This window comes from Janthinobacterium sp. MP5059B (genome assembly GCF_001758645.1).
Classification (GTDB): domain Bacteria; phylum Pseudomonadota; class Gammaproteobacteria; order Burkholderiales; family Burkholderiaceae_D; genus Janthinobacterium; species Janthinobacterium lividum.
In genome coordinates this window covers 576,595-588,221 of the sequence record NZ_LRHX01000006.1, presented here as the reverse complement: position 1 = coordinate 588,221, position 11,627 = coordinate 576,595, and the positions used below count along the sequence as shown (strand labels likewise).

Sequence of the window (11,627 nt, the reverse complement as noted above, 5' to 3'; positions counted from 1 at the left end):
CCGCCCGCGCGCAGGCGCCCTCGCGCTACGCATCATCGTCCCAGCGAAAATCATCGGGCGCAAACACCTTGCCCAGCTTGTGGTACTCGCGCTCCGTCGCCTTGAGCAAGTGCCGCTGCCCCACCGCCTGCTGCTCGGCCGCCGCGAGAAAGGCGGCGCTCACGGCGATGCTGTTGATATTTGCGCCGCTCAGGGGCGCGCGTTCGGCCAGCAGCTCGAAATCGATGTCGCCGGCCAGCGGCACGGCGGGTGGAAAGGCGCTGCGCCACAATTGCAGGCGCTGCGCGCCTCCGGGAAACGGATATTCGATCATGAACTTGAAGCGCCGCGTAAAGGCCTTGTCCATATTCGCCATCAGGTTGGTCGACAGGATGACGATCCCCGTGTAGCTTTCTATACGCTGCAACAAATAACCGGTTTGCAGGTTGGCATAGCGGTCGTGCGCATCCTTCGTTTCCGTGCGTTTCGAAAACAGGCTTTCGGCCTCGTCGAAGAACAGCACGATGTTCATCGCCTCGGCCTGGTCGAACAATTGGGCCAGGTGCTTTTCCGTCTCGCCGATGTATTTGCTGACGATGCTGGCCAGGTCGATGCGGTACAGGCCCAGTCCCAGTTCATTGGCGACGATCGACGCGGCCATGGTCTTGCCGGTCCCGGACGGACCATAGAACAGGATGCACAGGTTGCTGCCATGCTCGTTCTTGCGGTTGAAACCCCATTCCTCGATGACCTGATGGCGCTGCTGCGCATATTGCAGTACTTCCTGCAGCCACTGCCGCGTGGCATCCGGCAGGACGATATCGCCGAAGCGGTAGGTGGTCTTGACTTCATGCGCAACGCTCATCTGTTCACGGTTGCTCTGCGCGCGGCAGGCGTCGAGCAGCATTTCGCCGGCGCTTCCCTCTTCACCCTCGTCCTGCAGCATGCGCCGGCTCGCCGTTTCCTTCAGCGCCAGCACGATCTGCTCCTGCGTCAGCAGATATTGATTGACCAGCCTGGCGAGCAAGGCATCGTCGATGTCCACGCCGAAAGTACCCGCGTGGCGCTGCCAGCTGGCGCGCCGCAAGCGGCTGTCCGGCGCCGGGATGCGCACCAGGACGGCCGCCACCTCGTGCCGGGCATACCGAAAAGCAAGGTCGGACAGCCGCCGCGCGGGACCGTTCAAGACCGCCAGGTAGGGCTGGCTCTCGAACAGTACCTGCATGACCTCGTCGAGCAGGTCGTCGTCGGCGCCCTCCTGCGTGCCGAGCCAGTGGCAATGCAGGAGCACGAAAATGCGGTTGCACAACAACGCGTCGCGACACAGCAGGCGCAGGCGCGCCAGCAAGGTGCGGCGGTTCTTTTGCCCATTCAGATAGGCTTGCCAGATTTCCTTGCCGTCGAGTTCGACGCATGCCATGCCCATCGTCGCAAACGTCGCCGCGCACAGGCTGCGGGCCAGCCACAGGTCCGGCCCTTGCAATTGCAGCACATGGCTGGCCGCGCGCGCCTGCGCCGGGCCGCAGTGCCCGATGAAACGCGCCAGCTGCGCGAGGGCCTGGGCATCGGCCAGGTGCTCGTCGAGCGCCAGCGTACTGTCCAGACTGGTCAGCGGGCGCTCGAGACACAGGCGCGGCGCGGACTGGGCCAGCAGATACGCGGCAATCGGCTCGCTCAGGCGATAGCCGCCGTCCAGTCCGGCCAGGCTGGTGTTGGGCGCCAGCACGATCAGTTCCCAGTGCATCAAGGCGGCATCGGCCAGCAGACAGCGCTGCAAGCCCGGGCGCGTGCCGCGGCACGCGGCGAGCATGGCATCCAGGCCGGCCAGGTCGATCCAGCCTTCGCTGTCCTCGGCGCTGGCGGCGCTGCCAAAAGCGCGCACGATGGCGCCATAGCGCCATTCGATTTCGCTGAGCAAACCGAACAGCAAGACTTCCTGTTGCGGCCGGTCCAGGTTGAACAGCGCGCAGACATGGATCCAGGGAATGAAAATCTGCGCCTCGACGGTGGCTGCCGCACGCTGGCCCAGCGATTGCCACTGCTGTTCGATGCGCGCGCCCAGCCGCGCGGCCGCATCGGCGCCGCCCGCGCTCCCCGCGCCCAGCTGGCTGGCTTGCCTGTACAGGCGCTCGAGGGTGGCGCCGGACGCCGCTTCGGGTGGTGCGGACGCCTCCGCCTGGCGTGCCAGCAGGGCCAGCTCGATCATATTGTCGGCCAGCGTGCGCAGCGCCTGCAGCAGGGCCGCGTTGTCCGCATAGGCGCCGCTGTCGGTGGCGGCCGTGGCTGGCTGGGCGCTCATCGTTTCACACCCCGTCCGGCTTGGTGAAATCGGCGAGCAGCACCAGGCGGTCGCTGGCGCCCCGGTTCCAGGCAGCATGTTCCTGCGTGTCGTCGAAGACCAGGCAGCGCCCGGGCTGCCAATGGCGCACGGCAGTACCCACCCGCAAGGCGCAGTCGGGAGAACTGCGCAGGCCCAGGTGCAGGCGCAGCACCCGGTCCGTATAACCGACGTGCGGCGCGATCTCGGTGCCGGGCGCCAGGCGCGAAAAACCCGCTGTCACCAGACCCGGAATGCAGCCGAGCAAGGCCAGCGTGCGCGGACAGAAGATGGCGTTCTCGAGCATCGGACGGCCTTCGAGCACCAGGCCGTAGACATCCCAGCCGCGGTTGTACAGCCCCGTTTCAGGCCAGGCGTCGAACTCGGCATGCGGCAGCGCCAGGCATTCGTCAAGCACGCTTTCCCAGCCTTGCTCGAGGCGGGCCGTAAAGGAGAACTGGTCATTGCGAAAGAACATGGTGTCACCAGAAAAGTTGCCATTGCCCGCCCTGCCAAACGGCATGGCCCTGCAAGGTGATGCGATAGTCTCCGGGCGCGCCGTCGAAGCCGCGGGCCTGGTGATAGCGACGGCCGGAATGGATGAAAGCGGCCCCCGTCTGGTAATGGATCTGCTCGAACGGTTCGCGCTGCAGCAGCGCCAGGATCTCGCTTTCATCCAGATTGCCCGTGCGTTCGAGTCCGAACGGCCACATTTTCATGCCGGCGCCCCGCCCCGCAGCGGCGATCAGCAAGGTTACCGATAGCGTCGGCGCCGCGCCCAGGCCGACAGCCAGGTGGCCGCGGTCGAGGTGGATGGGATTGCCCGGAAAGTCGGTCGTCTCGCGCCCGCCCTGCCATTGCTCGTGCACCAGGTCGAGGTCTTCCGAGGCACGCAGGGCGGGATGGCCGCCGAACATGTGAAAGCCGGGCAAGGCGAGCGCCGGATGGTAAACAACAGGCTGGCCCAGCGCGGCGCCCAGGGATGCCAGCAAGGCGTCATAGACTTCGCCGAAATTATCCAGCAGAAAAGGATTATATTGGCGGGCCAGCCGCTCGTAGGGACGCGCCGGCATGCCCACGATATCGTAGTAATACGTGGCGCCCAGGGTGTGGATCGGGAAATGCCGGGTGCGCCTGAGCCAGAACGGTTCCAGGTCAAGCAGGCGCTCGACGACGTCCGCGCATTGCTGCTGCGTCAGCACGGGCAGGTGGAACGATGCGATCTCTTCAGCGCTGTGGTCAGGATTCATGCTCTTACCAATACAAAAGAAGTTGTCCATCCAGGCGGACGGCATGGCCCTGCATGGTGATGCGCTCGAGGCCGCCTTTGCCGCAGGCCAGCACCGCCTGGTGTATCGCCAGCCCGTCGTGCACGATCATCTGTCCGTGGCGGTAGGCGATGAAGTCGGGTTGACCATCCTCGCGCCGCCACAGATGCAGGCCGCTGCCCGCCGGCACGCTCAGCGGCAGGGTAAAGCTCAGCAAGTCCTGCGCGCCAAAATGCCGCCCTGCAAACACGTCGCGGTATTGCAAGTCGCGGTGCACGCTGGCCACCGGCTCGGCGAATGCCGGGTGCGGCAGGTAGATATGAAAGCCGGGCCAGGCGGCCTCGGGCGCCAACCGGGCCGGCAGCCCGCAATGGAACTCCAGGCAATCGAGCACCAGTTGCAGCAGCGCGCCAAAATGGGCCGCGAGCAGGCGGTTGCTGCGTTCGCGCTCCGGCCGGTCCCAGTAGAGGCCGGCCGGCCCCGCGCCGGCGTCGAGGTAGGCCGCCAGTCCCAATGAGTAAAAGGGCACTTCGGCATGGCGCCGCCGCCAGTGGCGGGCCAGCAGCGACACCCGCAAGACCCAATCGTCGCAGGCGGCCTCGTCCAGCAAGGGGAAGGCCGGAACGGGCATCAGCCGTGGCGTCCGTCGCCTACCAGGCGTACCAGGGCACGTGTGAGCAAGCGCCGGTCGGCATTGCCGAGGCTGATATCCGTGGCGTGCTGCACATTGTCGAGGAACAGGCGGACATTCGCATCGATCAGGCCCAGGTCGCCCCGGTTGGCCGCATTTTCATTGATTTTCACCAGCGCGCGGATGCCGTCCTTGAGCAATTCCTGCTGTTCCACGCCGAAGTTGCGCCCGGTAGCCTGCCCGAAGGCGGCGACCAGACCCACCAGATCGGCCTCGTCGACCCGGTTATCGACGGGCTGGCCCGCCGGCCTGGCGCTGCAGACGATTTTTTGCAGGCCTTGCACGAAGCGCGTCCGGTCGCCCTCGTCATTGCTCATCTTCGTGGCGTCGCCGAACACATGGGCAAAATCGCCCACCCGTTCATCGATCGTGCGCTGGGCCGAGGCCAGCAGGTTTTCCTGCAAGCGCCCCGACGCGACTTCCTCGCGCAACTGCGCCATTGCCGCAGCCGCGGGGCTGGGACGCGTCTCCAGCGCGATGGAGCTGGCGTTTTCCGGCGTCCAGACGAACTCCACCAGGGGTGCGGGACCGATCGCCGGTTCGGCCGTCAACTGGATCTTCCAGGTTTCGCCGGCCCGCACCGTCATCGTGAAGTTCCCTGGCATGGGGATGAAATACGTGTGCGCTCCTTTCTTGCCGGACGATGCGGTGACCGCCTGAGTGCAACCGGTGGCATAGGTCTGGCTGGTCACGCTGCCGCCAGCGTCGATGGTGCTACCCTCGAGCATGCCCAGGTAGGCGGCGGTGATGGTCGGCTGACCGATGCTGGCCATGACGAAGCCGTCGCTGATGGCCACCGTGCTGAAAACGCCTTCGACCAGGTCGGCCTGCGAATAAGTGGTGCGCGCGCCAAAGTCATTGCTATGTTTATGCTTACGGTTCATGACAACTCCATGGTTGGATGCAACATCAAAATGTCTTGCCCTGTCAGGCAAGTGCGAAAATGCTTCACATATCGTTCTGGCTGCCATCGCCGACCAGCCGTACCAGCGCCCGTGTCAGCAGCCGCGTGTCGGTGCTGCTGAACTCGATGCCCAGCACCTGCTGCACGTTGCCGATGAACATGCCGATATTCTTCTTGATCAATCCCAGGTCGGCGCGGCTGGCCTCGCTGTCATTGATTTGCACCAGCGCCTCGACGCCGGCCTGGAGCAGGCCGCGTTGCTCGTCGGTAAAGCTGTGGCCGCTGGCCTTGCCGAAGGTGTCGATCAAATCCTGGACCGCCTGCGGATCGAGCGGCTTGACGACTTCCGCTTCGCCAGGCAAGGCTGGCGAGCAGACGATCTTTTGCAGGTCGCGCACGAACTGCGCCCGCTCTTCCTCGTCCGCGCTCATGTGGGTAAGGTCGCCAAAGACCTGGGTCAGGTCGTTGACGCGCCCATCGATCACTTCCTGGGCCGTGGCGGTGACCGTGCCTGGCACCTGGCCGCTGGCCATGCGCTCCTGCAGGTTCAGGAACGAGTCGGCCATCAGCCGGTTCGGATTGATGTCCGGCCCCGCCATGACGGCGCCCAATGCCCCTGCGCCTGCACCGGCTGGTACCCAGGTCAGCACGACATCAGGCGGCGCTTCGCCTGCATCTTGATTGGTGACCAACGTGACCTGCCACGTCTCGCCCTGCCTCACCGGCAGCGTAAACACGCCAGGAACGGGAACGTGGTACGTCGTGACGCCCTTTTTTCCGGTTTTCACGGTCACGGGCTGGGTAAAAGCCGTTACATAGGTGGCGCTGGTCGATTGACCGCTGGCGTCAACCGTCGCGCCCTGCAAGATGCCAAAAAATGCCGGTAGGCGCGGATCGAACGTCAGTGTTCCCATGAAAGCCATCAGGATGCCGTCGCTCGCCGCAAGCTGTTTGAAAGGAAACGACGGATTGTGATACTGCACGCGCTCACCGAGCATTTCGCCCGCCAGGATGCCCGCCTGCAGCGTGCCCGTCGCCGTGACGTTGCCGGCGACATTGATATTGCCAGTCACCGCCACTTCCGCAGGCGTAACGGCCAGCGTGGGCGCCGCGCCGCCCACCGCAGCCACGCTGAGCAGATTGGCGCCGGCGACAAAGCCGGTGCCACCGATCGCCACCGACTCCTGGGCCCAGATGGTGTCGGCCGTCAAATCGCTGAAGGTCGCCGCGCCGCTGGCAAAACTGACGGGGCCGTTTACCTGCAGGGCGTATTGCGTGTCGACGTCGGTGAGCGCGAGATTGATGGCGACCGTGTTGTAGTTGGGCGGCTCGCTATTGCTGACGATGAGCATGGCCGGCGGCAGCCCCGCCTCTTCTGCGGGTGCCAGGATGGCATTGTCGTCGTTGGCCTTGAACTGGGCCAGCAGGCCCGCGCTGACCATGTAGGCCGACGTGGCAGCCGCGAACGGGGACGTGGCGGCACCGCCTTCCAGCAAGGTCAGCTGGGTCTGGCTATCGACCGACTTGACGCGCAGCAGCCGCGGCAGTGTCTGCGGATCGGCCGCGGCAAACAGCTGGTCGCCCGCCTTCGCCGCGCTCAGGAAGGCGGTGCCAGTACCCGTGACCACGGTCGGCGTGGCGGGATCGATACTGATGGTCCCTGCCCCGTCCGTCTTCACGCCGTCGGCCCCCTGTAGCTGGTAAGGCAGGCTGTCGACCTTCCCCGCGTACGGCGCGGACAAGGTCAGTTGCGTATCGCTGGCAACCTGCGCGACGCTCTGTACCTGCACTGCCGCCGGAGTGAAACGGGGAATCAGCAGGGTATCGCCGGCCGACAAGGCGGTAAACTTGGTGCCCTCTGTGCCGGTGATGGTCGTGCCGTTACTGCTGACCTTGCCGGGGCCGGTGACCGGTTCAACCGTGCCCGACACCAGGTAGCTGTAGGGCGAATTGATGACGGGGATTTCAAACTGCGTCGTCAGGACCAGTTCCGTATCGCTGGCAGGCGTCTTGGCCAGCACCGCCTGCTGCTGGTTCAGGGTGCCGATGGCGATCAGGTCACCCACCTTGACCTGGTCCTGGAACGTGGTGTTGTAACCCTGCACGACATCGGCGCTGATCGAGCTGATGACGCCATTGCCGATAAAGGCGCTGCCGCCGCCCACGCTCAGCGAGGCGGCCGGGCTGCGGTCGAAGATGCCGACGTTGCCGCCATCGTAGAACAGCCGGCTCGCCGCCTGCCCCGGCGACTCCTTGGTCCAGTAGCTGAGCATGGCCATGCCCTGCAGCTTGGAGCCGTTACCCTCGAAACTCTGGGCCTTGATGGCGCCGCTGGCAGTCAGGCTGTCGGCCAGGATCTGCCCCTGCACGTCGAGGGCGGCGCGCGGCGCGCCTTCGTTCAAGCCGATGCCGACGTTGCGGTCCCGCCCGATGACCAGCGCATTCGGCCCGGCGCTGGCGGAGCCCCCCTTGGCCAGCGCCTGCACCCCCAGGCCGACGGTGCCGTCCAGGCTTACCTGCAGCAAGGTGCCGTCGCTGCGCGAAAAACGGGCCAGGGCCGAACGCATGTAGGTGTAGCCCGATCCGGGCGCCGGCATCGTGGTGGGCGAAAACGCAGCGTCGATCTCGACTTGCAAACCATCCTGGACGATCTTGCTGACGGTGCGCCACTGGGCCGTCCCCATGCGCACCGAGGGGTCCGCGATGAGCTGGTCGCCCACTTGCAGGAACGGCGCGGGCGCATCCGAGAAGGTGACCAGCTGGTTGTCCCAGCTGATCGTGCCCTTGCCCTTGATGGTCACGGCGTCGACCTGCAGGTTGGCGACCGGATTGTCGGTCCCCACGCCGAGGTTGTTGCGCGCCGTCAGCAAACCCATGAACTGCCCGCGCGGGGCGTCGAACTCCAGGTAATAGTCATCGGCGCGGCTGCCTTCGCGGCGCGCGCTGATGCTGGCGTAGTCCGCCGGCACCGTGGCGCCGGCAATGTTGGATGGCGCGGAAAAGGCCTGGTTCACGCCCGCCCCTTCTGTGACGAAATTGACCGAACCGACGCTGCTGCCCACATAGCGGCGCTCGTTGCGCCCGGATTTGTAGGTCAGGCTGTTGATGCTGCCCTCGGTGGTCAGGGAAATGACCGCCAGTAAAATGTTCGTGCCGGGCTGGTCGAGATTGCGCAAGTACTGGATCTGCGGTTGCTGCACGATGCGCTTGTAGCCGGCCGTGCCGCTCTCGTCGCTGAGGTCGGCGAACACCTCGAAATAGTTAATGGTAATGAAATAGGTCGCGCCGGGGGCCAGCTTGTCGAACGTCAGCACGGCCGGCTCGAGCAGGATGATCTGCCGGCCCAGGGCGTCGATCGCCATGCCGCGCGACACTTCCAGCTGGCTCGGCTGCCCATCCGCCGAGGCGGCAACCTCGAGGCCATGCGCGATGCCGTACAGGTACAGGCTGACATTGCGCGCCGCCAGCATCTCCATCTGATATTGCTGCTCGCAGCGGAAATCGTCCGTCAGCAAGGCTTCGCCCGAAAAATAGTTGGGCCGTTCGACACGTGGCTGTTTCATGGTTTTTCCCGGATGCTGGCGCTGGACACGGAACTGGTGCCGGGAATAGCGATCCACGACAATGCGATATCGCCACCACCGCCAGCGGCCTGCAGCGCCAGCAGCGTGACGACGAACTGCGCCGTGCCGGAGGCAACGGCGGTGGCGTACGGAACGCTGCCGCCCACCGTCACCATCACGGTGGGCGGCGCGCTGAAGGCATCCTGTTGCGTATCATAGAAATGGACGGTGACGCTGGTGCTGGCGCCCGCGCCTTGCAACTGGGCCGCCGGCACCGTCAGCGTGCCCTGCAGGAAGGTGTCGGGCGCGGCGTTCGCCTTCACCTCCCCCAGCGCGGCCGGCAGCAGGCTCGTCACCGGAACCCGGCTGTCCGTCACGCTGACGATGGCCTTGTGGGCGTCGAGCGTGACGGTGGCCAGCAGCACGCCGTTGTCGGGCACCCTCTTCGCGGCAAGCAGCTGGGCCGCCTCGCTTACCACGTTGGCGGTCGACGCGCTGGTGTCGGGATAATAGGCGTACACCAGCATGGGGCTGCTGGCATCCGACGGCAGCGTGAGCGGCGTCCCGCCGGACGGCAGGATCAGGAAACGGCCTGCATCGTCGAAGGCCACGCCCTGGCTGACGGCCAGCGTATTGCCGGCCTGGCTCACCAGCATGCCGTTCAGCACACCGGACGAGAACAGGTACTGGTTTTGCAGCCAGAACCAGTTGCTGAAGTAATTCTGCTCGAGCGTCATGTAGTCCGACGTGAGGAACATGCCGGTATGGTAGTTCAGGTGGTCGGCGACGTCCGCCTTGATGATGGTGCTCATGTATTGATTCCTTGTTGGCCGAGTAAGGTATTGACGCCCAGCGCGCTGGCATAGCCTTGCGCCTGCAACTGCATGCTGGGCACGATCGTGATGATGTAGTTGCTGGCGGCAGGCTTCATGACGCGCAGGAACTGCTCGAGCCGGCCGTACAGCGCCTGGATCTGCGCCACGTTGGAAGCCGTCAGGATGAACAGCGGGTTGTGCGCGTTCGGCAGCACCATCTGCACGTTGAACAGCCACGGCAGGTAGCCCGCCACGACGGGCGCGCCGCTAACGTAAGCGTCGCGCACGATGAAGGCGCTGCCGGCCAGGTCGCTTGCCACGATGTCGGGCGCGGCCGGCGCGCTGATGTTTACCGAGACGGTGCCGTCGATGGCAATCCACTTGCCACTGTCGTCCAGTTGCTGGCCGTGCATGGCCATGGGCAGCCCGAGCAGCAGGTTGGCCAGCATGCTCAAGCCCTGCAAGGTCCCGCGCATGCGGTACAGGGCCATGATTTCCGCGATCACGGTGCGCTTCTGGTCGATGTCCCAGTCGTTGTCGACGGCCAGCGCGACCCAGCCGCCGAGCCAGTCGAGAAAATCGTCGAGCCAGGCTTCGATGGGTGCGTTCGGGTCCGATGCACCCGGCGCGGCGGCCACGTAGCCGGCCAGCGGATCGTTGGGCGCGGGCACCTGGATATAGGCGTCGAGGTCGGCCAGGATGGCCGTTTCCTGCTTTGCCGACGCGTCTGAGATGGGCGGAATGAAACTCGTGTCCGAGGGGGAAAACAGGAAACTCAGGCGCGGATAGAACAGGTTGCCGATGACGTCCGCCTGCAGCAGCTCATGGATGCCCTTGCGCCCGCCCAGCTCCGCGTCGCCGATGCCGGTCAATATTTTTTCGAAAATCTTCAGGTACTGCGCCAGAAAAGCCGGCTGCGTGGTGCTGTACACGGCAGGCAGGTAGCGCAGGTAGCTTGACGGCGCGCTCATGCGGCATTGCTCCTGACGCTGACATCGAGGCAGCGCAGGCGCGGCAATCCCCGGTAAAACATCGCGGGCGTGCCGGGCGGCAGATCGGCAAGCTGGGCGTTGACGTCCAGCACGGCCATCCGATCGAGCGCCAGGGTGGGGATGAAATCGAAGACCAGCTCGTCGATGGCATCGATGCCCGGCATGCCCAGGACCAGCTGGCGCAGCGCCGCTTCGGTGGGCGCCTCGTCATATGGCCAGCCCTGGCCTGCCGGCCCTCCCTCGCAGGGCAGAAAGTAGGCGAAGAGGCGCGCGAACAGCAGGCCCAGCGTGACATCCAGGCGCACCGTCGGCACGCAGCCGGCGACCAGCGTCACGTTGATGTCGGTGAACTGCGCCGCACGCGCCTGCACCCGGTTGCCGGCGATCACGCGCGGGGCCAGGTATTTGTTCACGGCCGCGAGCAAGGTACGCTCTGCGGCCGCGTCGTCGGCGGCCTCGATCATCAGCACCTTGCGCCGCGTGGCGCTATTGCTTTTGCCGTTGCCGGCCTGGTTCGGATACGGCGGATACTGGTAGCGCCATTGCGCATCGCTGAGTATCCAGGCAACGCTGCCCTCCCCCGCGCTTTGCGCATATGCGCGCCGCACCAGCAGCGGCGTGGCGCCCGTGCCGCCGGCAGCCTGCTGCGCGATGACCTGGTTGGTTTCCAGCGCCAGCGTGTCAATGTTCGGCAGGGTCAGCGCCATGTAGGGACGGCCGACATAGGCCAGCACATATTGCTGCAGCGTCGGCTTGTTCAGCACGGCGCCCTGTTCGATCTGCGCCAGCACTTGCTGCAAGGCCAGGAAGGCGGCGTCATGGTTGGCCTTGGCGGCCAGGCTGTAGGCGGTCTGGTTGCCGGAAAAGGCCAGGCCCAGCACCCAGCGCAGGTAGTTCTCGTCCGTCTGCACGGGAATCGCATTGGCCTGGTACAGCAGCGACTCGTCCAGCCAGGCCAGCAATTGCAGCAGGGTGATGCCCGGATCGCTATCGTTGTAGTCCGTCCACTGGCGCGTGTACTGCGGGATTCGGCGCACCAGGTCGGCTGCCAGTTCCTGGTAGCTCTTGCGGTCGAGGTCGGGTAGCTCGAAGGCCATG

9 protein-coding genes are annotated in these 11,627 nt (G+C 65.4%); all 9 read right to left on the bottom strand.

The features are described 5' to 3' along the window. Positions 1-25: 25 nt before the first annotated feature. Complete coding sequence (locus JAB1_RS07465) at positions 26-2,278, bottom strand: ATP-binding protein (protein WP_070279335.1); 2,253 nt, start codon at positions 2,276-2,278, stop codon at positions 26-28. A gap of 4 nt (positions 2,279-2,282) precedes the next feature. Beyond that, positions 2,283-2,774, bottom strand: coding sequence for an aspartyl/asparaginyl beta-hydroxylase domain-containing protein (locus JAB1_RS07460; RefSeq protein ID WP_070279334.1), 492 nt, complete (start codon positions 2,772-2,774; stop codon positions 2,283-2,285). A 4-nt stretch (positions 2,775-2,778) separates the two neighbouring features. Further along, complete coding sequence (locus tag JAB1_RS07455; RefSeq protein ID WP_070279333.1) at positions 2,779-3,546, bottom strand: hypothetical protein; 768 nt, start codon at positions 3,544-3,546, stop codon at positions 2,779-2,781. 4 nt (positions 3,547-3,550) lie between these two features. Next, positions 3,551-4,195 (bottom strand): hypothetical protein, encoded by a 645-nt coding sequence (locus tag JAB1_RS07450; RefSeq protein WP_070279332.1) that lies wholly within the window; start codon positions 4,193-4,195, stop codon positions 3,551-3,553. Continuing rightward, positions 4,195-5,139 carry a hypothetical protein gene (locus JAB1_RS07445; protein ID WP_070279331.1) on the bottom strand — a complete coding sequence of 315 codons (945 nt, stop codon included), beginning with the start codon at positions 5,137-5,139 and terminating at the stop codon, positions 4,195-4,197. Before JAB1_RS07445 ends, JAB1_RS07450 begins: the two co-directional genes overlap by 1 nt. A 64-nt stretch (positions 5,140-5,203) precedes the next feature. Beyond that, positions 5,204-8,722: a hypothetical protein gene (locus tag JAB1_RS07440; protein ID WP_070279330.1), complete on the bottom strand. Its 3,519-nt coding sequence runs from the start codon at positions 8,720-8,722 to the stop codon at positions 5,204-5,206. Then, positions 8,719-9,534: a hypothetical protein gene (locus tag JAB1_RS07435; protein ID WP_070279329.1), complete on the bottom strand. Its 816-nt coding sequence runs from the start codon at positions 9,532-9,534 to the stop codon at positions 8,719-8,721. Before JAB1_RS07435 ends, JAB1_RS07440 begins: the two co-directional genes overlap by 4 nt. Beyond that, a complete protein-coding gene (locus tag JAB1_RS07430; protein WP_070279328.1) occupies positions 9,531-10,508 on the bottom strand; it encodes a phage tail protein in 978 nt (325 codons plus the stop codon). Before JAB1_RS07430 ends, JAB1_RS07435 begins: the two co-directional genes overlap by 4 nt. Further along, positions 10,505-11,626, bottom strand: coding sequence for a hypothetical protein (locus JAB1_RS07425; RefSeq protein WP_070279327.1), 1,122 nt, complete (start codon positions 11,624-11,626; stop codon positions 10,505-10,507). Before JAB1_RS07425 ends, JAB1_RS07430 begins: the two co-directional genes overlap by 4 nt. Position 11,627 lies beyond the last annotated feature (1 nt).

Bases quoted from the DNA above. Each gene is read 5' to 3' on its own strand.
- JAB1_RS07430 (WP_070279328.1), bottom strand. From the start codon at position 10,508: ATGAGCGCGCCGTCAAGCTACCTGCGCTACCTGCCTGCCGTGTACAGC.
- JAB1_RS07465 (WP_070279335.1), bottom strand. From the start codon at position 2,278: ATGAGCGCCCAGCCAGCCACGGCCGCCACCGACAGCGGCGCCTATGCG.
- JAB1_RS07425 (WP_070279327.1), bottom strand. From the start codon at position 11,626: ATGGCCTTCGAGCTACCCGACCTCGACCGCAAGAGCTACCAGGAACTG.
- JAB1_RS07435 (WP_070279329.1), bottom strand. From the start codon at position 9,534: ATGAGCACCATCATCAAGGCGGACGTCGCCGACCACCTGAACTACCAT.
- JAB1_RS07460 (WP_070279334.1), bottom strand. From the start codon at position 2,774: ATGTTCTTTCGCAATGACCAGTTCTCCTTTACGGCCCGCCTCGAGCAA.
- JAB1_RS07445 (WP_070279331.1), bottom strand. From the start codon at position 5,139: ATGAACCGTAAGCATAAACATAGCAATGACTTTGGCGCGCGCACCACT.
- JAB1_RS07440 (WP_070279330.1), bottom strand. From the start codon at position 8,722: ATGAAACAGCCACGTGTCGAACGGCCCAACTATTTTTCGGGCGAAGCC.
- JAB1_RS07455 (WP_070279333.1), bottom strand. From the start codon at position 3,546: ATGAATCCTGACCACAGCGCTGAAGAGATCGCATCGTTCCACCTGCCC.
- JAB1_RS07450 (WP_070279332.1), bottom strand. From the start codon at position 4,195: ATGCCCGTTCCGGCCTTCCCCTTGCTGGACGAGGCCGCCTGCGACGAT.